This is a genomic window from Tenacibaculum sp. 190130A14a (assembly GCF_964048965.1).
GTDB lineage: Bacteria > Bacteroidota > Bacteroidia > Flavobacteriales > Flavobacteriaceae > Polaribacter > Polaribacter polynesiense.
In genome coordinates, this window is record NZ_OZ040189.1 from 2,268,578 (window position 1) to 2,290,908 (window position 22,331).

A 22,331-nucleotide genomic window follows, 5' to 3' on the forward strand; every position below is an offset into this window, starting at 1 on the left:
TAACTAAGTTTTTTTAGATAATTTATTATCTATCTATTAATGGTAAGCGCTTATTTATTTCTCTCTGTAAAGGCTACAGCTATATCTGAAATTTTAACCTTTAATTTTTGCATAAAGTTTCCTTTAAATTCTTCATCATCAATATTTCTCTCTATTTCGGCTAAAATTGTCTCTGGGCTAACGGTTAAATTAGATTTTCTTAATTCCAATTTAATAGCTTTAAAAACATCCTCTCTATTTACTTTATGTCTTGCGTAATATTCTTTAACTTCCTCTTCCGTATGGGTTACCGCAAACAATAAATCCTCACTATTTACTTTTATTCTTAAGTTAGATGCTTTATTGGCTGGAACTAGTTTATTCTTAATCTCTCTAATTTCAATTTGACTCTTTGTTGTTTGAGGTATAACATTTTTTACTTCCTCAGCTATCATCTCAGTGTTTTCTATTTCAACATTCTCTACAATTAGCTTGTCAAACTTTACTTCTTCATTAACCTTGTCAATTGTTTTTTCCACTTTTCCCGTTACATTTTCAGTCAGTTCAACACTAGCAATTACCTCTTCATTTGTAACTGTTGCCTCTATTCCATTCATCTCTTTAATAGATGGTAACTCTTCACTTTTCATATTTTCGTTTGCCTCTGTATGAACAATGATCTCTTCTGGTATTTCAACACTATCTTCTTTTAAAAAGTAAAAAGTAGTTAAACCTATTAAGAGTACTATACTCGCGGCAGACATCAAATGAAACCTTTTCCTTTTCTTCTTTGCTTTATGTTCGTCTAATTGCGTATTCAAACGTTCCCAAGCCGAAGAAGAGGGTGTAAATTCTCTATTCTTTAATCTCTTTACTATTTCTTTATCTATATTATTTATTGACATGCTTTACTTGATTCATTTTTTGATAATGCGCTTGTAACCATTTACGAGCTTTAAACAACTGAGATTTCGATGTGCTTTCCGAAATATTTAATTTCTTAGCTATCTCAGAATGTTTGTATCCTTCAATTGCATATAAATTAAACACCAACTTATACCCTTCTGGTAATTGATCTATCAGCTTCTGTATATCCTCTACGGCTGTATTCTCAATACTTTCCGTTTGAAATTCGTTGAGTACATAATCTTCATCTGGAAAAACAACAAATTTCTTTTTACGCAAATAACTAATACAGGTATTGACCATTATTTTACGTATCCATCCTTCCAAGCTTCCTTCTTCTTTAAAGCTTTTAATATTTGTAAACACTTTAAAAAAACCTTGTAACATTAAATCTTCTGCGTGATGCATATCTTTCACATATTGTCTGCATACTCCCAACATCTTTGGAGCATATTGTTCAAACAACTGTTGTTGAGCTTCTCTATTCTCTTTCTTAGCTTTTTTAACAAGCGTTGTTTCTTTTTTATGTAATGAAATAATTTTCAACTTAATTTTTCTAAGTTTTTTGTCCTTACAAATATATAGACTACATGTTTTTAAAAAAGGTTGCCTTCACACAAAAAAAAAACTCCAACTTTTTCTAAAGCTGGAGCATCCATATCATTTCTGCAATGATATTTCGGGGGGACTTCAATATATTTTACAATTATTTTTTCCTTTATATCAAATGTTATTGCTAATTTACTATTAAATCTAACTTCTAAATAGGGAAAAACACTGTATGTGTCGAATTTTTCGACGAATAAAAAAAATTAAGATTCCCTTAACATTTTATTTCTAAAACTTGCTCAGTAATTTTCTTTGTTTTACTTTTAATCTATGACATATACAGCAACGATAGAAGAAGAGAATAAAGAGATAGCAAATCGTTATAAAGATTTATTAAAAGGGACGTATCAAACCTTATCTGAGGAAGATAAAAAATTGATTCGTAAAGCTTTTGATATAGCTGTTGAAGCGCATTCTGAACAACGAAGAAAAACAGGTGAACCTTACATTTACCATCCTATTGCAGTAGCAAAAATAGTCGCTTACGAGATTGGTTTAGGAGCCACCTCAATTGCTGCAGCATTGTTACATGATGTTGTTGAAGATACGCATTATACCATTGATGACATGGAGCGTCTTTTTGGTGAAACCATTGCTAGAATTGTAAGTGGTTTAACCAAAATTTCTAATCTAAAAAAAGAACAAGACTACTCTATCCAGGCAGAAAACTTTAGAAAAATGCTATTAACCCTACATGATGATGTTCGTGTAATACTTATAAAAATAGCAGATAGATTGCACAATATGCAAACTATGGACGCAATGCCAGCGCACAAGCAGGTTAAAATTGCATCTGAAACCTTATATATTTATGCTCCTTTAGCACACCGCTTAGGGTTGTACAACATAAAAACTGAACTAGAAGACTTAGGTTTAAAATATACTGAGCCTGATGTTTATAATGATATTTTATTAAAAATTAAGGAGAGTAAAGAAGATCAACAAAAATATATTGATAGATTTACTGGTGTCTTAAAAGAAGCTTTAGATAAAGAGAATTTTAAATACGAAATTAAAGGAAGGTTTAAATCCATTTTTTCGATACGCAGAAAAATGCGTAAACAAAATGTTTCTTTTGATGAAGTTTACGACAAATTTGCTATTCGAATTATTTACGAGCCTTTATCGAGAGATGAAAAATTTGATGCTTGGAAAATATATTCGATTGTTACAGATTTCTTTAAACCTAACCCTGCTCGACTTAGAGATTGGATTTCTCAACCTAAATCTACTGGTTATGAGGCTTTACATATCACCGTTATTGGGCCAGAGTCTAAATGGGTTGAAGTACAAATTCGTTCTGATAGAATGGATGAGATTGCAGAAAAAGGTTATGCCGCTCACTTTAAGTATAAACAAGGTAGTATAACTGAAAATGGTCTTGAGGGTTGGTTGAATAAATTAAAAGAAACATTAGAAAATCAAAGTTTAAATGCTGTTGATTTTGTGGAAGACTTTAAACTGAACTTATATGCCAAAGAAATATATGTATTTACTCCCAAAGGAGATTTAAAATCTTTACCAAAAGGAGCCTCTGCATTAGACTTTGCTTTTTCAATTCATACAGATGTTGGTCTAAAATGTAGAGGGGCTAAAGTTAATGGTAAATTAGTACCTTTAAGTTATGAGTTAAATAGTGGTGATCAAGTAGAAGTGCTTACTGCTAGTAATAATAAACCGAATGTTCGTTGGCTAGATTTTGTATTAACTGCGAGAGCTAGAACAAAAATTAAATCTGCCTTAAAAGCCGAAGAGAAAAAGATTGCGGAAGAAGGGAAGGCTATTTTAATGCGTAAACTTCGTCATTTGAAAATAACTCCAAATGAAAAAACTATACATGAGCTAGCTTCATATTTCAACCTGAAAACTAGTTTTGATTTATTTTTTAGAATAGGAAATGGTGCTATTGACAATACACAATTAAAAGAGTTTGTTGCACAACGTAACAGTACCATTATGAACTTCTTTAAAAATCCTTTTAGAAGAACTAGTGGAAAAGCCATTACTGATAAAGAAGAAGTAACTAGTAAATATGATGCTTTAGTTTTTGGAAAAGATGAACAAACACTAGATTATACCTTAGCTAAGTGTTGCGCACCAATTCCAGGAGATAAAGTTTTTGGTTTTGTAACAATTAATGAAGGAATAAAAGTTCATAAAAACGATTGTCCTAATTCTATATCTCTTCAATCGAATTATGCTTATCGAATCATGCCTGCTAAATGGATTGACTCTACACAACAAGAGTTTACTGCCATTTTACATATTTCTGGACTAGATAATAAAGGAATCGTTAATAACTTAACAAGAATTATATCTAACTCTATGGATGTATTTATTCACAGTATAAATATCTCAGGAAATGATGGAGTTTTTGATGGGAAATTATCTTTAAGTGTTAAGAATAAAGTACAATTAAACAAGTTGATTGATCGGATGAAAAAGGTTGAAGGAGTTCAAAAAGTAGAACGTGTTAATACTTTGTAAATATCATTCTAAAAATATCTGTTGTTTTTTCAGAAATAAGATTAAATTTGTCCTTTGGTAAAATATAAATAATGAGTAGTACTGTCGAAAATCAAGAAATTGTAAAAAAAGTGTTCACTTCTTTCTTAGAAGAAAACAAGCATAGGAAAACTCCTGAGCGTTTTGCTATTTTACAAGAGATATATGATGCAGATGAACATTTTGATATCGAATCTTTGTATATCAAAATGAAAAATAAAAATTATCGTGTCAGTAGAGCTACGCTGTACAACACTATCGACTTACTATTAGATTGTGGTTTGGTTCGTAAACATCAATTCGATGGCCAATCAATGGCTCGATATGAAAAGAGTTATTTTGACAAACAACATGATCACGTAATTTTAACAGATACAGGAGAAGTAAAAGAATTCTGTGACCCTAGAATTCAAATCATTAAAAAAACAATAGAAGAAGTTTTTGATATCGAAATACACAATCACTCCTTATATTTTTACGGTACTAAAAAGAAAAAAGACTAAAATACAACACCCAAAAATCAGCTTTCATTAAGTTGATTTTTTATTTTCAATAAACATAAAACAACACAAATAACACAACTAAATGGCTGTAGATTTATTACTCGGTTTACAATGGGGAGACGAGGGAAAAGGTAAAATTGTAGATGTACTTACAAAAAACTATGATATTATTGCCCGTTTTCAAGGAGGTCCAAATGCTGGACATACTTTAATTTTTGATGGAAACAAACATGTATTGCACACCATTCCTTCAGGAATTTTTCATAAAACAGCTTTAAACGTTGTAGGTAACGGAGTTGTTATTGACCCTGTTATTTTTAAACGCGAATTAGAAAATTTAGATGTTCATAATATCGACTACACATCTAAACTATTAATTTCTAGAAAAGCACATTTAATTCTTCCAACACACCGATTATTAGACGCTGCTTCTGAAACTTCAAAAGGAAAAGCTAAAATAGGTTCTACTTTAAAAGGTATTGGTCCAACTTATATGGATAAAACCGGTAGAAACGGAATGCGCGTTGGAGATTTAGAATTAGATAACTGGAAAGAAAAATATCGTGCATTAACAGAAAAACATATCAATATGTTGAATTTCTTTGATGTAGATATTCAATATGATTTAGAAGAGTTAGAAGCAGAATTTTCTGCTGGAATCGACAAGTTAAAAACTTTGCAATTCATCGATTCTGAAGAATTTCTTAATTCAGCAATTAAAGAAGGAAAATCAATTTTAGCAGAAGGAGCTCAAGGTTCTTTATTAGATATTGACTTTGGAACATATCCTTTTGTTACTTCATCTAATACAACTGCTGCAGGGGCTTGTACTGGTTTGGGAATTGCTCCTAATAAAATTGGAGATGTATTTGGAATTTTTAAAGCATACACTACTCGTGTAGGTTCTGGACCATTTCCTACAGAATTATTCGATGATAACGGAGCTACTATGGCTAAAGTAGGTCATGAGTTTGGAGCTACCACTGGTAGACCACGTAGATGTGGTTGGTTAGATTTAGTTGCTTTAAAATATGCTGTTCAAGTAAATGGCGTTACTCAATTAATGATGATGAAAGGTGATGTATTATCTGGTTTTGACACCTTAAAAGTATGTACTGGATATACATATAATGGTGAAGCAATCTCTCACTTACCATACAATATAGAACCAGAAAATGTAACACCTATTTATACTGAGTTCAAAGGTTGGCAAGCAGATTTAACAAAAATGTCAACTAAAGAAGAGTTACCACAAAACTTGTTAGACTATATTTCGTTTATCGAGAAAGAGACTGAAGTACCTATTAAAATTGTTTCAGTAGGTCCCGATAGAAAACAAACAATAATGAGATAATAAAAAAGGAGTTCAATTTTGAGCTCCTTTTCTAATTAACGACTATGGTTGAAGAATATTTATACAATATCAAAAAACAATTTCTATCCTATAAAGAAGTAGCTGATAAAGCCCTGAAACAACTTAATGAAGAAGACCTACATTGGACCTATAACAATGAGAGTAACAGTATAGCAATGTTGATGATTCATTTATCTGAAAACATGCTTTCAAGATGGACCGATTTTTTTACTTCTGATGGCGAAAAAGAAAATAGAAATAGAGATGCTGAGTTTGAGCCACAAAATTTAAACAAGGAACAATTAACAGCACATTGGGAAAAAGGTTGGAACTGTTTGTTCGATGCCTTAGACTCACTGAATGAATCTAATTTTAACACCCCTATTTACATAAGAAATAAAGAACATAAACTTATAGAAAGTATTTCAAGACAAATAGCGCACTATCCCTACCACATAGGTCAAATAGCTTATATAGGTAAGATGATTTTAAATGATCGATGGCAAACTGCTTCTATAGCCAAAGGAAAGTCTAAAGAATTTATACAAGCTCAATTTGAACAGAATAAAAAAGGAACTCATTAAATAGAGTTCCTTTTTTTATTATTTTGATTTTGCTGCTAAAATTTCTTCAGCAAATTTATTACACAATAAGAAGGTATCTCTAATATGATCAATCGTTGTTTTAGGATTAATCAAACACATTCTTAATACTACTTGTTTATTCAATATTGTAGTAACTAATAATGCTTCTTTAGATTCCATTACTCTTCTTGATATTTCTTGATTCAAACTATCTATTTCTTCTTCACTTAAGTTTAAACCAATTGGATTGTATCTGAAATTAATTACCGCTAAAGTAGCTGGTGAAATAATTTCCCAATTTCTACTTTTGCGAAGCATATCTTCTACATCATCTGCTAACTGAATATTGTAGGTTACGGCTTCCTTAAAAGCCTCTAATCCATATGTTTTAATAGACATATAAAACTTTAAAGCTCTAAATCTACGTGTTAACTGTACCCCATAATCATAAAAGTTAATCTCCGATTCATTCCCTTCAATATCTCTTAAGTATTCTGGCTTCTCACTAAACGTATTACTTAACCAAGAAGAATCTTTTACCAATAAGCATCCAATTTCATAAGGTTGATAAAACCATTTATGCGGATCTACTGTTAACGAATCAGCTCGTTCAATACCACGTAATGCCCTTGCTCCTTTATCAGATAAAATAGCGGCTCCTCCATATGCTCCATCTATATGAAACCACATATTTTCTGCTTCACAGATATCAGCGATATCATCTAATGGATCTACAGTTCCTGTATTAGTTGTTCCTGCTGAAGCAATAAAACAAAATGGTTGCAAACCTTCTAATCGGTCTTTTGCAATGGCATTCTTCAATTTGTTAATGCTAATTCTAAATTCAATATCGGTTGGTAATATTCGAATCTGTTCCTTTTTAAATCCAAGAACTCTTATGGCTTTAATATTAGAAGAATGGGCTTGATCAGAAAGATAAATTACTGCTTTTGAAAAGTCATCACCACATTTAATTCTTCTTGCCGTAACCAAGGCTGTTAAATTTGCCATAGAACCACCACTGGTAAATATACCTCCTCCTGCTTTTACAGGAAAGTTAAACATTTTTAATAACCAGTTCATAGTAACGATTTCTAACTCCGCTGCCGCAGGAGAAACAATCCATCCTCCAGAAAAAATATTAAATCCTGTTGCTAAACTATCTGCCATAGTACTTATATAATTACTAGGTCCAGGTACAAAAGAATAAAATTTAGGATGTGAAGTAACATTACTATATGGAATAACATTTTCCATTACAAACTCCAATACCTCATTAGGAGGCATTCCCTTATCAGGGGCTTCTTGTAAGAAAATCGAATCCATTTCCTTTCTTGTTGCTGATGTAACAGGTTTCTTATCTTCCAAGTTTGCCCAATGCTCAGCTATTAAGTCGACTATTTTATAACCATAGGCTTTCATTTCATCTATAGATAAATCAAAATGAGCGCTCATAATTTTGTTTATTTTTATAATTATACTGCAAAATTACGGAATACTATTTGCTTGTTATTTGATAAAGTATTTTAATTCTTTATTAAGAATAATAAAACATACTTTTCCTTATTTTTGTGTGATTAAATTTGAAACATTTTGAAACATTTCTTTCTGCTTATCTCGTTGTTTTTTTCAATGACGATTTTTTCTCAAACCAAACAGATTAAAATACTTTCTACCGAATTAAGTACTGCGGATGAAAAAAAATATCCTGGAGCAACCATTTTAATTGGAAGTGTAAAAATGTCTCATGAAGGCGCTACACTAGAATGTAAAAGAGCCTTATTATACAAAAAGGATAATCTATTTAAAGCACTTGGAGAAGTTGTTATTGAACAAGGAGATAGTATTATTCAATACAGTGATTTTGCTACTTATAGTGGAAATACAAAAATTGCTAAATCGTGGGGAAATGTAGAAATCAATGATAAAGAAATGAAGTTAAGTACGGATACACTTTATTTTGACAGGAAAGAACAAATTTTATTCTACCCAAATAACGGAACAATCAGAGATAAAAAAAATACGCTCAAAAGTAAACGAGGAACCTACTATTTAAAAGATAAAAAGTTTTCTGCACGTACTAATGTTACTGTTGTTAACCCAGAAAACAATTTAGAATCTAATCATTTAGATTATTATACCAATTCTAACTTAGCATATTTGTATGGACCAAGTACCGTTACAAACTTAAAAGATAGCACAAAAGTTTATGCCGAAAAAGGATTTTATGATACAAATACAGATGTTTCTTACTTTGTTAAAAATGCTAAACTCTTCTTAAAAGAAAGAACTGTCTTAGCCGACAGTTTATATTATGATAAAAGGAATGGTTTTGCTTCTGCTACCAATAGAATTAAAGTAATTGATACAGTTCAAAACATGGTAGCTAAAGGGAATTATGCCGAATTATACGAGTTAAAAGATTCTTTATTTATAATAGATAAAGCCGTTGCTATTTCAGTTTTAGATAAAGATTCTATGTATGTTGCTGGAGACAAAATTTTACTTACCGGTAAACCTGAAAAACGTATTGCTCGAATTTATAATAATGTAAAAATATTTAAGTCGGATTTACAAGGTAAATGTGATTCTATTCACACCAATCAAGCAACTGGTTTAACAAGAATGTTTAAAAACCCAATTCTATGGTCTCAAAACAGCCAAATTACAGGTGACAGCATTCAATTTTTAACCAATAAAGAAACAAACAAATTAGATTCTTTAAAAGTTATTCAAAATGCTTTCATGATTCAAAAAGATTCACTTGCCAATGATGTTTTTAATCAAATAAAAGGAAGAAACATTTTTGGTAAGTTTAAAGATAATGATTTGAGAACAATGCTTGTAAAAGGGAATGCTGAATCACTTTATTACAATCGAAATGAAGATAGTAAAAAGCTAGAAACCATTACAAAACAAACTTCAAGTGATATAGAGTTTACATTAGAAAAGAATGAAATCACTCAAACAAAATACTTCAAAAAACCCGAAGGAAAAACCTTTCCTCCTTCAGAATTCCCTGAAGAAGAGAAGAAATTTAAAGGGTTTATTTGGAGAGGTCCAGAACAACCTTTAACAGTAGAAGATATTTTTGTAAAAGATAACGTTACAATACCTTTAAAAAACACAAAAACACAATCTAGAATAGCTGTAGACAAAGCCAAAGATCAATTGAACAAAGAGTCTTTAAAGAAAGGAAGCGAAAAGCCTAACTTGAAAAAGTTCAATATCAAAAAACGTTAATACTTTGAAAAAGGAGTTTTTAAAATACCAAGGACAAACAACACCTCATCCTTTAGCTATAGAGATATCTAAAGCCAAAGGAAGTTATATTTACGATAGTAATGGTAAAGCTTTATTAGACTTTGTAGCAGGAGTTTCTGCGAATAGTTTAGGACATAATCATCCAAAGGTTAATCAAGCTATAAAAGCCCAACTAGAAGCCTATACACATGTAATGGTTTATGGAGAGTTTATTCAAAAACCTCAACTAGAACTTTGTAAAGCTATTGTGGCAACATTACCTCCTAGCTTATCTTCGGTTTATTTAGTCAATTCTGGTACCGAAGCTACTGAAGGAGCTCTTAAATTGGCCAAAAGATTTACTGAAAGAAGCGAAATTATAGCTGGAAAAAATGCGTATCATGGAAATACCCAGGGAGCCATGAGCGTTTGTGGAGCTGAACAACAAAACAGAGCTTTTCGACCTCTAGTTCCTGGTACTAAGTTTATTGATTTTAATAATGAATTAGATTTAGATAAAATTACTACTAAAACAGCAGCTGTTATTTTAGAAACCATTCAAGGTGGTGCAGGGTTTATTGAACCTCAAAATGATTATTTAGTAAAGGTTAAACAACGCTGTCTAGAAGTAGGCGCTTTGTTAATCTTAGATGAAATACAAACAGGAATTGGACGCACTGGAAAATTTTGGGGCTTTGAAAACTATCATGTAGTTCCAGATATATTTATTACTGGAAAAGGATTAGGTGGAGGAATGCCTGTCGGTGCTTTTGTTTCTAGTTATGAAATCATGAATACCTTAAAGGAAAATCCAAAACTAGGACATATTACCACTTTTGGAGGACATCCTGTAATTGCTGCTGCCAGTTTAGCTACAGTAAATGAAGTAACCTCTTCCAATCTAATGCAAGAAGCTTTAGAAAAGGAACAAATTATAAGAAACTATTTTAAAGACCATCCTAAAGTAAAAGAGATTCGTGGTAAAGGATTGATGTTAGCTCTATTAGTTGATACCCCAGAAATAGCATCTAGAATCATCTTAAACTGTATGGAAAAAGGACTTATTTTGTTTTGGTTATTGTTTGAAGGGAGAGCTATTCGCATAACTCCCCCACTAACTTTATCTAACAAAGAACTTAAAATAGGTTGTCAAATGATTCTTGACGAATTGGATGCTCTTTAAACCAAAAACTCAAATAAATTAGGCTTATCGTTTAAGTATTCTCCAAAGAAGTTTCGGTCTTTCATCCTGGCAATTAATGGATGAAGATCTTCTCTTTTTTCCAATTCAATTCCTACGACAGCAGGACCATTTTCTCTATTTGTTTTCTTTGAGTATTCGAAAAAAGTAATATCATCGTTTTTCCCTAATACATCCATCACAAACTCTTTTAAAGCCCCTGCTCTTTGTGGAAATCGGATGATAAAATAATGCTTTAAACCATTGTATAATAAAGCCCTTTCTTTTATCTCAGCAGTACGTGTAATATCATTATTACTGCCACTTACCACACAAACCACATTCTTTCCTTTAATTCCTTCAGAGAAAGTATCTAGTGCTGCTAAGGTTAAAGCTCCTGCTGGCTCCACTACAATGGCATCTTTATTATACATATCTAAAATTGTCTGACATACTTTTCCTTCTGGAACAGTAATCATATCAAACAAATTCTCTTTACAAATTTTATACGTTAAACCTCCCACTTGTTGAACGGCTGCTCCATCAACAAACTTATTTATCTTGTTTAACTTAACGTTTGTATTTTCTTTAAATGCCGATTGCATTGAAGGAGCTCCTGCTGGCTCTACTCCAATTACCTTAGTATTAGGTGATAATATTTTAAATACACTCGACAATCCTGACGCCAAACCTCCGCCTCCCACAGGAACAAAAACATAGTCTATAGGTGCATTATTACTCTGCTCAATAATTTCTAGAGCTACTGTTCCTTGTCCTTCTATAATCTTTTCATCATCAAACGGATGTACAAATGTTTTGCCAAGACTATCAGAAACATACTTCGCTGCATTGTAAGCATCATCAAAAGTATCACCAGTTAACTGAATATCTACATAGCTACCTCCAAACATACGTACTTGTTCTACCTTTTGTTTGGGGGTAGGTGAAGGCATAAAAATTGTACCCTGTATTTGCATTTTACTACATGCCAAAGCTACTCCTTGCGCATGATTTCCTGCACTAGCACACACAATTCCATTTACCAACTCATCGGGCTCTAACGAGCTTATTTTATTATAAGCCCCACGTATTTTATAAGAGCGTACTTGCTGTAAGTCTTCTCGTTTTAAAAACACATTTGCTTGAAACCTGTTAGAAAACGTAAAGTTTTTTAGCAATGGAGTTACAGCAACCACTTCTTTCAAAGTAGTTGCTGCCTCTTGTATAGCTGTTAGTTTAGGAAAATATGTTGTTGCTTCTAATTCCATATTAAGCCAAAACTGGTTCTTTTTCTTCTGTTTTGATTGATTTCATTGCGGTCATTGCAGAACGTAATACACTTCCTGTTTCTTCAATAGGATGATTTCTAATAGCATCGTTAACCTCAATTAATCGTTGGTTATCTACCTTTCCATTGGTACTAAATGATTGACCAATTACATCTGTTGAAACCGTTTTCATAAAGTCTTCTAATAAAGGTCTACATGCATGATCAAATAAATAACATCCATATTCTGCAGTATCAGAAATAATACGGTTCATTTCAAATAACTTCTTACGAGCAATCGTATTTGCAATTAATGGTGTTTCATGTAATGATTCATAATAAGCAGAGGCTTCTATAATACCTGCTTCTGTCATTGTTTCAAAAGCTAGCTCTACTCCTGCTCTTACAAAAGCTACTAACAATACGCCATGATCAAAATACTCTTGTTCGTCAATTTCTGAAGTCGTAGCCGCAGTTCTTTCAAATAAGGTTTCTCCAGTAGCTGCTCTCCATTGTAATAAATTAGCATCGTCGTTTGCCCAATCTTCCATCATAGTCTTAGAGAAATGTCCAGACATAATATCATCCATATGCTTATGGAACAATGGTCTCATAATATCCTTTAACTCTTCCGATAACTCAAATGCTTTGATCTTTGCCGGATTCGATAAACGATCCATCATATTGGTAATACCACCATGCTTTAACGCTTCTGTAATGGTTTCCCAACCGTACTGAATTAATTTAGCTGCATAACTAGCTTCAATTCCTTCAGCTACCATTTTATTAAACGATAAAATAGATCCTGTTTGTAGCACACCACATAAAATAGTTTGCTCTCCCATTAAATCAGATTTTACCTCAGCTACAAAAGAAGACTCTAATACACCTGCTTTATGACCTCCAGTAGCAAATGCATATGCTTTTGCTTGTGCTAAACCTTCTCCTTGCGGATCATTTTCTGGATGTACTGCAATCAAAGTAGGCACTCCAAATCCACGTTTGTATTCTTCACGTACTTCAGACCCCGGACATTTAGGTGCTACCATAATTACCGTTAAGTCTTTACGTACTTCCATTCCCTCTTCAACAATATTAAATCCATGAGAATATGATAAAGTTGCTCCTTCTTTCATTAAAGGCATCACTGTATTTACCACTCTTGTATGTTGCTTATCTGGTGTTAAGTTACATACTACATCTGCCTGTGGAATTAACGCTTCAAAGGTTCCCACTTCAAAACCATTAGAAGTAGCATTTTTATAAGACTGGCGTTGCTCTTGAATAGCTGCATCTCTTAATGCATACGAGATATCTAATCCAGAATCACGCATATTCAATCCTTGGTTCAATCCTTGTGCTCCACAACCAACAATCACTATTTTCTTTCCATCTAATGCTTTAATTCCATCTTCAAATTCAGAAGACTCCATAAATCTACATTTTGCTAACTGTGCTAACTGTTCTCTTAAAGAAAGTTGGTTAAAATAATTTTTCATTTTTATATGTTTAATGCTGTTTGTTTAATTATTTATTGATTTTAACATTTCAGAAACTGGCATTTCTTCCTTTGTAATGGCAATACGTCCTGAACGAACAAATTGCTTGATTCCATGTTTATTTAATTCGTGATATAACTCTTCTAATTCCTCTTTAGAACCCGATCTTTCTAAGACAAAAAAGTCTTTATTTACATTGATAATTCTCGACTTACTATTATTAATTACTTTTTGAATTTCATCATTGTCCACTAGTAAATCGGTACTTAACTTAAACAAGCAAGACTCTTGATAAACTGTTTGTTCATCATTATGGTAAAACGCTTTGATTACCTCTACCTGCTTTTCTATTTGACCAATAATTTTCTTAACCTTTGCTTCTGTCAATCTCACTAAAAGCGTAAATCTCGATACACTTTTAATTTCCGATTTAGATACATTGACACTTTCTATATTGATATGTCTTCTTTGGAATATTGCTGATATTCTATTCAATAACCCTACTGTATTTTCGGTATATATTGAGATCGTATATGTTTGTTTATTTTCCATAATAACTATTCTAATCTTACATCTGATACTGAACTACCTGTTGGAATCATAGGGAAAACATTGTCTTCCTTTTCCACACAAACTTCTAGGAAGTATGCCTCCTCGCTATTCATCATTTCTTGAACGGCATTTTCTAATTGTTCCCTTTGAGTTACTTTATTTGTTTTTAACTGATATCCTTTTGCAATGGCAATAAAATCTGGATTTACCATTTCTGTAGAGGCATAACGCTTGTCAAAGAATAACTGCTGCCATTGGCGTACCATTCCTAAGAATTCATTATTCAGTACTACAATTTTTACCGCAGCTCCTGTTTGTAAAATGGTTCCTAATTCTTGAATCGTCATTTGGTAACCTCCATCTCCAGCAATAGCTACTACTTGTCTTTCTGGTGCCCCCATTTTAGCTCCAATAGCTGCTGGTAATGCAAACCCCATGGTTCCTAACCCTCCAGAAGTAATATTACTTTTAGATTCTGTAAACTCAGCATATCTACTGGCAATCATTTGATGTTGTCCTACATCGGTTACAATGACTGCTTTACCTTCAGAAGCTTTATTGATTTCCTTAATTACTTCTCCCATGGTTAGCCCTTCCTTCGTTGGGTATAAATCATTCTTTATAACCTTTTCAAACTCTACTTGATCTAAGGCTCTAAATTCTTCCAACCACTCTTTATGATTCTTTTGAGCTATAAGCGGTAAAATTCCCGATAAGGTATCTTTTGAATTTCCTAATACAGCAACATCAGCATATACATTCTTATTTACTTCAGCTGGGTCTATTTCAAAATGAATTACTTTTGCCTGTGTCGCATAAGTATCTAAACTACCCGTAACACGATCGTCAAATCGCATTCCTACAGCAATTAATACATCACACTCATTGGTTAATTTATTAGGACTATAATTTCCATGCATTCCTACCATTCCTACATGTAATGGATGTTTGGTTGGTAAAGCTGAAAGCCCTAAAAGTGTCGATGCTGAAGGAATTCCTGCTTTTTCTATAAAAGCCTTAAACTCTTTCTCTGCTTCTCCCAGAATAACTCCTTGTCCCCATACAACAAAAGGTTTCTTTGCATTGTTGATTAATTCCGCTGCTGCTTTTAAGCTTTGGTTTTCAACATTAGGTTGTGCTTTATAACTACGAACAGAAGTACATGGATTATAGGCAAAATCTAATTCATCAAACTGTGCATTCTTTGTGATGTCTATCAATACAGGTCCAGGTCTACCTGAACGTGCTATGTAAAATGCCTTGGCAAATACTTCTGGTATTTCAGATGCCTTGGTTATTTGATAGTTCCATTTCGTAACCGGTGTAGAGATTCCAATGATATCTGTTTCTTGAAATGCATCTGTTCCTAATAAATGGCTCCCTACTTGACCTGTAATACAAACCATTGGTGTAGAATCTATTTGTGCATCTGCAATTCCTGTGATTAAATTGGTTGCTCCAGGACCAGAGGTAGCAATGGCTACTCCTACTTTACCTGTTGCTCTTGCATATCCTTGTGCCATATGCGTAGCTCCTTGTTCATGGCGAGTTAAGACATGATGTAATTTATCTTGATACTTGTATAATTCATCATATACCGGCATAATTGCCCCACCAGGGTATCCGTATAATAAATCAACTCCTTCTTCTAACAAACATTTTACTACGGCCTCAGCCCCAGAAACCTTTACAGTTTCCTTAGTTACTTTTTCTGTTAATGTTGCTGTTTTTGTTTTCATAAACTTAGCTTTATGCTATGTAGCCATTGGCTAGTGCTTCGTTTTCTATTAAATTTTAATACGACTCAAAATAAATTTGAATCTTAATTTTTCCCTCTTTGTATAAGATTAAAACTCGTCAGTTACACATCCGTTTGATGCAGATGAAACCGTTCTAGCATACTTGTATAAAACGCCACGTTTTGCCTTTAATGCTGGTGCTTTCCATTGGATTCTTCTTTCCAACAACTCTTCTTCAGAAACTTCTACATTAATCGTATTCGTTTCTGCGTTGATCGTAATAGTATCTCCGTTTTGAACAAGGGCAATTACCCCTCCTTCTTGTGCTTCTGGTGTAATATGTCCTACAACAAATCCGTGTGTTCCTCCAGAAAAACGACCATCAGTTATCAATGCTACATCATTTCCTAATCCTGCTCCCATAATAGCAGCAGTAGGTTTTAGCATCTCTGGCATTCCTGGTCCACCTTTAGGTCCTTCATAACGAATCACAACTACATCACCTTTTTCTACCTCTCCGTTTTTAATACCATCATTGGCTTCATACTCCCCTTCAAATACTTTGGCTTTTCCGGAGAAGTACAATCCTTCTTTCCCTGTAATTTTAGCTACAGAACCTTCTTTTGCTAAGTTTCCATATAACATGCGTAAATGCCCAGTTTCTTTAATAGGCGTTTCTACATCTTTGATTACTTCCTGCCCTTCCGTTAAACTTGGAACTTCCGCAAGATTCTCTGCAAGTGTTTTCCCTGTTACAGTCAAACAATCACCATGAATCAATCCTTTTTCATGTAAATATTTTAATACGGCTGGTGTTCCTCCAACCCTATGCACATCTTCCATCAAGTATTTACCACTCGGTTTTAGATCGGCTAAAAATGGAGTTTCATCTGAAATACGTTGAAAATCTTCTAAGGTAAACGCTACATTTGCTGCTTTAGCAATGGCTAAAAAGTGTAATACTGCATTGGTAGAACCTCCCATTACGGTAACTAAGCGAATGGCATTCTCTAAGGCTTTTTTAGTAACAATATCTGATGGTTTGATATCCTTTTCTAACAGCACTCTTAATGCTTCACCTGCCTTTACAGACTCTTCTTCTTTATTATTACTAATTGCTGGATTGGAAGAGTTATATGGTAAGCTCATTCCTAATGCCTCTATAGCAGAAGCCATGGTATTAGCGGTATACATTCCTCCACAAGCACCTGCACCCGGACAAGCTTTTTCAATAACGCTTTGGTATTCTTGGTTATCTATCTTTCCTGCTACTTTCTCTCCCCAAGCTTCAAAGGCAGAAACCACATCTAATTTTTTCCCATCATGACATCCCGATTCGATCGTACCTCCATATACCAATACAGACGGACGGTTTAAACGTAACATTGCCATCAATGCTCCTGGCATGTTCTTATCGCATCCTACCACCGTTACCAATCCATCATACGACATGGCTTGTACCACAGTTTCCATAGAATCTGCAATTACGTCTCTAGAAGGAAGTGAGTAACGCATTCCTGGAGTTCCCATAGAAATACCATCAGAAACACCAATGGTATTAAAGATCAATCCAACTAAATCTACATTTTCTGTTCCTTGCTTAACCAACTTAGCCAAATCGTTTAAGTGCATATTACACGGGTTTCCTTCATATCCCGTACTGGCTATACCTACCAAAGGTTTTTGTAAATCTTCATAAGTTAATCCGATTGCATGCAACATAGCTTGTGCTGCAGGTTGTGTATCGTCTTGAGTTACTTGTTTACTAAACTTATTTAATTCCATTTTTAAACAGCTTTTGCTTGTTTTCTTAATTCTAATACTTCCTCTTTGTACAATTTCATTAATTGATATCCATGTGATTTCTCCCATGCCAATGGAAATTGGTAATCATCTAACGATTGTAACCCTACTACTTCTGCTGCGGTTCCTGTAAAGAAACATGCATCTGCATCTTTTAACTCCTCTAGAGTAAAATGCTTTTCTTCAATAGGAATTCCTGCTTCTTTGCATAAATCAATTACCGTGGCTCTGGTAATACCTGCCATGATATGTCCGCGTGGTGGTGTATATAACTTTCCATCTTTTTGCATAAATACATTAGCTCCTGAGCATTCTGCTACATTCCCATTCATATCCAGCAATAAGGCTTCATCATACCCAGCTTGTTTTGCTTCATTGGTAGATAAGATAGAATTGATGTAGTGCCCTGTTACCTTAGCTTCTACAAAGCATGATTTAGGATTTGGTCTTTGAAATTTTGAAGTTTTCACTTTCAATAATTTATCTCCCATATACTTTCCCCATTCCCAACATTGAATAATTAAGTTGGTTTCTGTTGAAGTGGTTAAGCTCATATTAGCTCCAGTTGTGATGATTGGGCGGATATAAGCATCCTTAAACCCATTTTTCTCTAGCAATTCATAGGTTATTCTAGTTAACTCTTCTTCCGTATAATCAAACTCAATATTCATTACTTCTGCCCCGTACTTCAATCTTTTATAATGATCATAGGCTTTGAATATTCTGGTTCCTTTAGAAGTTTCGTATGCTCGTATTCCCTCAAAAACACCGTTTCCATAATGCAAGCTTTGGCTATACATATTGGTAGTAGCTTTTGCATCGGTTGCTTTTAAAAACTCCCCATTGTAATAAATTATGGTGTTATCGTTATAGTACATTGTTTTAGTTGTTTTTGTTATTCGAAATTATTTTAAACGGTTTTATTACTTTCTTGTGTTTTTTGATCTTGGATGATTCCTATTGGACGACTTTTTTATTCATTTTATTGATTTACAGTTAGTTAAATTTAATTTTTCTTTTACATTCACGATATAAAAAAAGCCTGTATCAAAAATTGATACAGGCTTTCTTATACACAATAGCTATCTGCATCAACTCGGTGGTGAGTTAATAATGACAATAATGATAATGACTACTATGTTTGTAAATATGTTCATATGTTCTATTTGAATTGCATAAAAAAAAGGCTTCCTAAATTTTAGGAAGCCTTTCATGATATATTATAATTTAAATACTACTTCCCCTATCCTTGTGAAATAATCACAACGACAATAATGACAGAAATAATATTTAATACTTGTTTGCTCATTCTGTTGCAAATATTTCAAAATATTTTTTTAACCACCAAACATTTTTCAACAAAAAAAATAAAAACCTGCAAACAACAGGGCTACAACCCCTTATTTTACAAGGGATTAAAAATAAAATTAATTTTATTCTTTTATTTATCAAAAATTAATTTATAGCTTTGTAGCGTTATGCAACAAAATAAAACATACAATAATACACCCAGTTTGTTTGTGCGGTAAATCACCGACACAGCGTCTTCTTTTATAGCAAACTAGGTATTGTATTTTTATTTTTTCGTTTTGAAACCAACAGCAATTTTAAATTTTATTAGTAATTCATATACTATCTTTTCAGATAGCCATATTACTATACGCCCTACTTTTATCCGACCACGCCCGTAAGGGTGTTTCTCTATTTCATGGAACTTAGGTGTGTCCGGTTCCTTCTTCCAACAAAACGATTACAACTTAAAATTTCAATCATAACTAAATATCAATGAAAATTGTTATTGCCAATGCATCGCATACCACATATGCGCAAGTTATTTGTGATACCATTGAAAAAGCCGCTCAAAAAAGAGGTACTGGTATAGCGAAACGTACACCTAACTACATCATTTCTAAGTTAACACAAGGAAATGCGGTGATCGCTTTAGATGGAGATCAATTTGCTGGTTTTTGTTACATCGAATCATGGGAACATGGAAAGTTTGTAGCAAACTCCGGACTTATTGTACATCCGAACTATAGAGGAATTGGGCTCGCTAAAAAGATTAAAAAACATGTTTTTGAGCTATCTAGAACCAAATATCCTACTGCCAAAATTTTCAGTATTACTACCGGATTAGCGGTTATTAAAATGAATACAAACCTAGGTTACAAGCCTGTTACGTTTTCAGAATTAACCGAAGATCAGTCTTTTTGGAAAGGATGTCAAACCTGTATAAACTACGATGTTCTACAAAGAACTAAGCAAAAAATGTGCTTATGTACGGGCATGCTATATGATCCAAATACCTCCAACTCAAAAAAAGTAAAAGTCAAAGAAAAGGTCTTCCAAAGACTAAAAAAAATTAAGGAAGCCTTGTTCTTAAAAAAACAAACAACTAAATAATTTAATATCAAATGAAAAAATTAGTCATTGCGTATAGTGGAGGTCTAGACACATCATATTGTGCAGTTAGCCTAGTAAAACAAGGATATGAAGTACACGCGGTAAGTGTGAATACTGGAGGTTTCTCGTCTGAAGAAGTTAAACATATTGAAGAAAAAGCCTATCTCATGGGAGTAAGCACCTACAAAAACATTGATGCAGTAAACGACTTCTACCATAAGGTGGTAAAGTATTTAATCTTCGGAAATGTCTTAAAAAACAATACCTACCCTCTTTCTGTAAGTGCAGAAAGAATTATTCAGGCTATTGAAATTATCAATTATGCTAAAAGTATAGGAGTTTCTTACATAGCACACGGAAGTACGGGAGCAGGAAATGATCAAGTTAGGTTTGACATGATCTTTCAAACCTTGGCTCCAGAAATTGAAATCATTACGCCTATTAGAGACTTACAACTATCAAGACAGGAAGAAATTGATTATTTAAAGGCAAATGGTATTGTGCTTTCTTGGGAAAAAGCCAAATATTCTATCAACAAAGGCTTATGGGGAACTAGTGTTGGTGGTGAAGAAACCTTAACTTCAAACAAGCCATTACCAGAGCAAGCCTATCCATCACAACTCGACAAAGTAACTCCTAAAACGGTAAAACTAACCTTTAGCAAAGGGGAATTGATTGCTATTAATGATATTCATAAAGACATGGTCACCAATATCAAAGTTTTAGACATGATTGCATCTTCTTTTGCTATTGGTAGAGACATTCATGTAGGTGACACTATCGTGGGAATTAAAGGAAGAGTCGGTTTTGAAGCTGCAGCCGCTTTAATTATTATCAAAGCCCATCACCTACTAGAAAAACATACCCTTACCAAATGGCAATTACAACATAAAGAATACCTAGCTAATTTTTATGGAATGCACTTGCATGAAGGTATGTATCTAGATCCAGTAATGAGAAACATAGAAGATTTCTTAGAAAATAGTCAAGACAAAGTTACAGGGCATGTATTTGTTACGCTAAAACCTTATCACTTTAGTTTAGACGGAATCTCATCTCCTCATGATTTAATGAATACTCAATTTGGCTGTTATGGAGAAATGAATACCGGATGGACCGCCGAGGAAGCCAAAGGTTTTATAAAGCTTTTAGGAAATCAAAACAAAATCTATCAACAAGTAAATCAATAATTACGCATTCGTAATTCATAATTAAAGAATAACATGATACAAGTAGGAATCATAGGAGGAGCAGGATATACAGCAGGAGAATTAATCAGACTCTTGTTACAACATCCAAATGCAGCTATCAACTTTGTATATAGCACCTCCAATGCTGATAATAAGCTTTCTCAAGTACATCAAGACTTAGAGGGGAATACAGCATTAAAATTTACACAAGAAATCAATTATAATATCGATGTGCTTTTCTTGTGTCTCGGACATGGAAACTCAAAGAAGTTCTTAGAGAAATACACTTTTGCCAATCATACTAAAATTATTGATTTAGGCAATGACTTTAGACTTTATAAAGATGCCATTTTCAATGAGAAAGATTTTGTATATGGCTTACCTGAATTTCAAAAGGAAGTCATCCAAAATGCCAACTATATTGCTAATCCAGGGTGTTTTGCCACGACAATTCAATTGGCTTTACTCCCTTTGGCTAATTCAAAACTATTGGTAAACGATGTTCATATCAATGCGGTTACGGGAGCAACGGGTGCGGGTACTTCCCTATCTGCCACTACTCACTTTACCTGGAGAGATAATAACTACTCGTACTATAAGCCTTTTACACACCAGCATTTAGGAGAAATACAACAAACGGTAACCACCTTGCAGTCATCTTTTAATTCAGAAGTGTTTTTTCTTCCGAATAGAGGGAATTTTTCAAGAGGAATCTTTGCAACCCTTTATACCGAATTTGAGGGAAGCATTGAGGAAGCCAAAGAATTGTATGCAGCATATTACAAAGAACATCCATTTACCCATATTTCAGAAAATCCAATTCATTTAAAACAAGTGGTAAACACCAACAAATGCTTGATTCACTTACATAAATACAACCATCAATTATTAATTACAAGTAGTATAGACAATCTTTTAAAAGGAGCTTCAGGGCAAGCAGTACAAAACATGAATCTATTATTTGACTTACCAGAAGCTACCGGATTACACTTAAAAGCAACCTACTTCTAATCAT

The 22,331-nt window shown here is 33.3% G+C and carries 18 protein-coding genes; 9 read left to right on the forward strand and 9 right to left on the reverse strand.

What is annotated here, in order from left to right; translation table 11 throughout:
- Window positions 1-50: 50 nt before the first annotated feature.
- Both ABNT22_RS10820 and ABNT22_RS10825 read right to left on the reverse strand, forming a co-directional pair.
- On the reverse strand, window positions 51-884 hold the full coding sequence (locus ABNT22_RS10820; RefSeq protein WP_348716755.1) for a hypothetical protein: 834 nt from the start codon (window positions 882-884) through the stop codon (window positions 51-53).
- Window positions 871-1,431: an RNA polymerase sigma factor gene (locus tag ABNT22_RS10825; RefSeq protein ID WP_348716753.1), complete on the reverse strand. Its 561-nt coding sequence runs from the start codon at window positions 1,429-1,431 to the stop codon at window positions 871-873. The genes ABNT22_RS10820 and ABNT22_RS10825 overlap by 14 nt, the downstream gene beginning before the upstream one ends.
- 333 nt (window positions 1,432-1,764) lie before the next feature.
- On the opposite strand from ABNT22_RS10825, the gene ABNT22_RS10830 reads away from it, so the two are divergent.
- From ABNT22_RS10830 to ABNT22_RS10845, 4 genes are all read left to right on the forward strand, one after another.
- Window positions 1,765-3,981 (forward strand): bifunctional (p)ppGpp synthetase/guanosine-3',5'-bis(diphosphate) 3'-pyrophosphohydrolase, encoded by a 2,217-nt coding sequence (locus ABNT22_RS10830; protein ID WP_348716751.1) that lies wholly within the window; start codon window positions 1,765-1,767, stop codon window positions 3,979-3,981.
- A 71-nt stretch (window positions 3,982-4,052) separates the two neighbouring features.
- Window positions 4,053-4,502, forward strand: coding sequence for a transcriptional repressor (locus ABNT22_RS10835; protein WP_348716749.1), 450 nt, complete (start codon window positions 4,053-4,055; stop codon window positions 4,500-4,502).
- An 82-nt stretch (window positions 4,503-4,584) separates the two neighbouring features.
- Window positions 4,585-5,856, forward strand: a complete 1,272-nt coding sequence (locus ABNT22_RS10840) for an adenylosuccinate synthase (protein ID WP_348716748.1) — start codon at window positions 4,585-4,587, stop codon at window positions 5,854-5,856.
- A 44-nt stretch (window positions 5,857-5,900) separates the two neighbouring features.
- On the forward strand, window positions 5,901-6,440 hold the full coding sequence (locus ABNT22_RS10845) for a DUF1572 family protein (RefSeq protein WP_348716746.1): 540 nt from the start codon (window positions 5,901-5,903) through the stop codon (window positions 6,438-6,440).
- An 18-nt stretch (window positions 6,441-6,458) separates the two neighbouring features.
- On the opposite strand, the gene ABNT22_RS10850 is transcribed toward ABNT22_RS10845, so the two are convergent.
- A complete protein-coding gene (locus ABNT22_RS10850) occupies window positions 6,459-7,895 on the reverse strand; it encodes an aspartate aminotransferase family protein (RefSeq protein WP_348716745.1) in 1,437 nt (478 codons plus the stop codon).
- A gap of 177 nt (window positions 7,896-8,072) precedes the next feature.
- Here ABNT22_RS10850 and ABNT22_RS10855 point away from each other — a divergent pair, with 177 nt between their 5' ends.
- Window positions 8,073-9,683 carry an OstA-like protein gene (locus ABNT22_RS10855; protein WP_348716743.1) on the forward strand — a complete coding sequence of 537 codons (1,611 nt, stop codon included), beginning with the start codon at window positions 8,073-8,075 and terminating at the stop codon, window positions 9,681-9,683.
- 4 nt (window positions 9,684-9,687) lie between these two features.
- Window positions 9,688-10,866 (forward strand): aspartate aminotransferase family protein, encoded by a 1,179-nt coding sequence (locus tag ABNT22_RS10860; RefSeq protein ID WP_348716741.1) that lies wholly within the window; start codon window positions 9,688-9,690, stop codon window positions 10,864-10,866.
- On the opposite strand, the gene ilvA is transcribed toward ABNT22_RS10860, so the two are convergent.
- The 6 genes from ilvA to ABNT22_RS10890 all read right to left on the reverse strand — a co-directional run bounded on the left by ilvA (window position 10,863) and on the right by ABNT22_RS10890 (window position 18,601).
- Window positions 10,863-12,131: a threonine ammonia-lyase gene (ilvA, locus tag ABNT22_RS10865; protein WP_348716739.1), complete on the reverse strand. Its 1,269-nt coding sequence runs from the start codon at window positions 12,129-12,131 to the stop codon at window positions 10,863-10,865. The two genes, ABNT22_RS10860 and ilvA, sit on opposite strands and share 4 nt — an antisense overlap.
- Window position 12,132: 1 nt before the next feature.
- Window positions 12,133-13,629, reverse strand: coding sequence for a ketol-acid reductoisomerase (gene ilvC / locus ABNT22_RS10870; protein ID WP_348716737.1), 1,497 nt, complete (start codon window positions 13,627-13,629; stop codon window positions 12,133-12,135).
- Window positions 13,630-13,653: 24 nt separating this feature from the next.
- Window positions 13,654-14,181, reverse strand: coding sequence for an acetolactate synthase small subunit (ilvN, locus tag ABNT22_RS10875; protein ID WP_348716735.1), 528 nt, complete (start codon window positions 14,179-14,181; stop codon window positions 13,654-13,656).
- Between the two features lie 5 nt (window positions 14,182-14,186).
- On the reverse strand, window positions 14,187-15,920 hold the full coding sequence (gene ilvB / locus ABNT22_RS10880) for a biosynthetic-type acetolactate synthase large subunit (protein WP_348716733.1): 1,734 nt from the start codon (window positions 15,918-15,920) through the stop codon (window positions 14,187-14,189).
- 108 nt (window positions 15,921-16,028) lie between these two features.
- Window positions 16,029-17,705: a dihydroxy-acid dehydratase gene (ilvD, locus tag ABNT22_RS10885; RefSeq protein WP_348717612.1), complete on the reverse strand. Its 1,677-nt coding sequence runs from the start codon at window positions 17,703-17,705 to the stop codon at window positions 16,029-16,031.
- A gap of 2 nt (window positions 17,706-17,707) precedes the next feature.
- Window positions 17,708-18,601 (reverse strand): branched-chain amino acid transaminase, encoded by an 894-nt coding sequence (locus ABNT22_RS10890; RefSeq protein WP_348716731.1) that lies wholly within the window; start codon window positions 18,599-18,601, stop codon window positions 17,708-17,710.
- 907 nt (window positions 18,602-19,508) lie between these two features.
- Between ABNT22_RS10890 and ABNT22_RS10895 the strand changes: the two genes are divergently transcribed.
- The 3 genes from ABNT22_RS10895 to argC are packed head-to-tail and all read left to right on the forward strand — an operon-like array spanning window position 19,509 to window position 22,327.
- Entirely contained in the window at window positions 19,509-20,126 is a 618-nt protein-coding gene (locus ABNT22_RS10895; RefSeq protein ID WP_348716729.1) for a GNAT family N-acetyltransferase, read from the forward strand.
- A gap of 11 nt (window positions 20,127-20,137) precedes the next feature.
- Window positions 20,138-21,316 carry an argininosuccinate synthase domain-containing protein gene (locus ABNT22_RS10900; RefSeq protein ID WP_348716727.1) on the forward strand — a complete coding sequence of 393 codons (1,179 nt, stop codon included), beginning with the start codon at window positions 20,138-20,140 and terminating at the stop codon, window positions 21,314-21,316.
- A gap of 33 nt (window positions 21,317-21,349) precedes the next feature.
- Window positions 21,350-22,327 carry an N-acetyl-gamma-glutamyl-phosphate reductase gene (gene argC / locus ABNT22_RS10905; RefSeq protein WP_348716725.1) on the forward strand — a complete coding sequence of 326 codons (978 nt, stop codon included), beginning with the start codon at window positions 21,350-21,352 and terminating at the stop codon, window positions 22,325-22,327.
- Window positions 22,328-22,331 lie beyond the last annotated feature (4 nt).

Coding starts and splice junctions, on each gene's coding strand:
- ABNT22_RS10855 (WP_348716743.1), top strand. CDS start 8,073: ATGACGATTTTTTCTCAAACCAAACAGATTAAAATACTTTCTACCGAA.
- ABNT22_RS10900 (WP_348716727.1), top strand. CDS start 20,138: ATGAAAAAATTAGTCATTGCGTATAGTGGAGGTCTAGACACATCATAT.
- ilvN (WP_348716735.1), bottom strand. CDS start 14,181: ATGGAAAATAAACAAACATATACGATCTCAATATATACCGAAAATACA.
- argC (WP_348716725.1), top strand. CDS start 21,350: ATGATACAAGTAGGAATCATAGGAGGAGCAGGATATACAGCAGGAGAA.
- ABNT22_RS10850 (WP_348716745.1), bottom strand. CDS start 7,895: ATGAGCGCTCATTTTGATTTATCTATAGATGAAATGAAAGCCTATGGT.
- ilvB (WP_348716733.1), bottom strand. CDS start 15,920: ATGAAAACAAAAACAGCAACATTAACAGAAAAAGTAACTAAGGAAACT.
- ABNT22_RS10890 (WP_348716731.1), bottom strand. CDS start 18,601: ATGTACTATAACGATAACACCATAATTTATTACAATGGGGAGTTTTTA.
- ABNT22_RS10845 (WP_348716746.1), top strand. CDS start 5,901: ATGGTTGAAGAATATTTATACAATATCAAAAAACAATTTCTATCCTAT.
- ABNT22_RS10835 (WP_348716749.1), top strand. CDS start 4,053: ATGAGTAGTACTGTCGAAAATCAAGAAATTGTAAAAAAAGTGTTCACT.
- ABNT22_RS10830 (WP_348716751.1), top strand. CDS start 1,765: ATGACATATACAGCAACGATAGAAGAAGAGAATAAAGAGATAGCAAAT.
- ABNT22_RS10895 (WP_348716729.1), top strand. CDS start 19,509: ATGAAAATTGTTATTGCCAATGCATCGCATACCACATATGCGCAAGTT.
- ABNT22_RS10820 (WP_348716755.1), bottom strand. CDS start 884: ATGTCAATAAATAATATAGATAAAGAAATAGTAAAGAGATTAAAGAAT.
- ilvD (WP_348717612.1), bottom strand. CDS start 17,705: ATGGAATTAAATAAGTTTAGTAAACAAGTAACTCAAGACGATACACAA.
- ilvA (WP_348716739.1), bottom strand. CDS start 12,131: ATGGAATTAGAAGCAACAACATATTTTCCTAAACTAACAGCTATACAA.
- ABNT22_RS10840 (WP_348716748.1), top strand. CDS start 4,585: ATGGCTGTAGATTTATTACTCGGTTTACAATGGGGAGACGAGGGAAAA.
- ilvC (WP_348716737.1), bottom strand. CDS start 13,629: ATGAAAAATTATTTTAACCAACTTTCTTTAAGAGAACAGTTAGCACAG.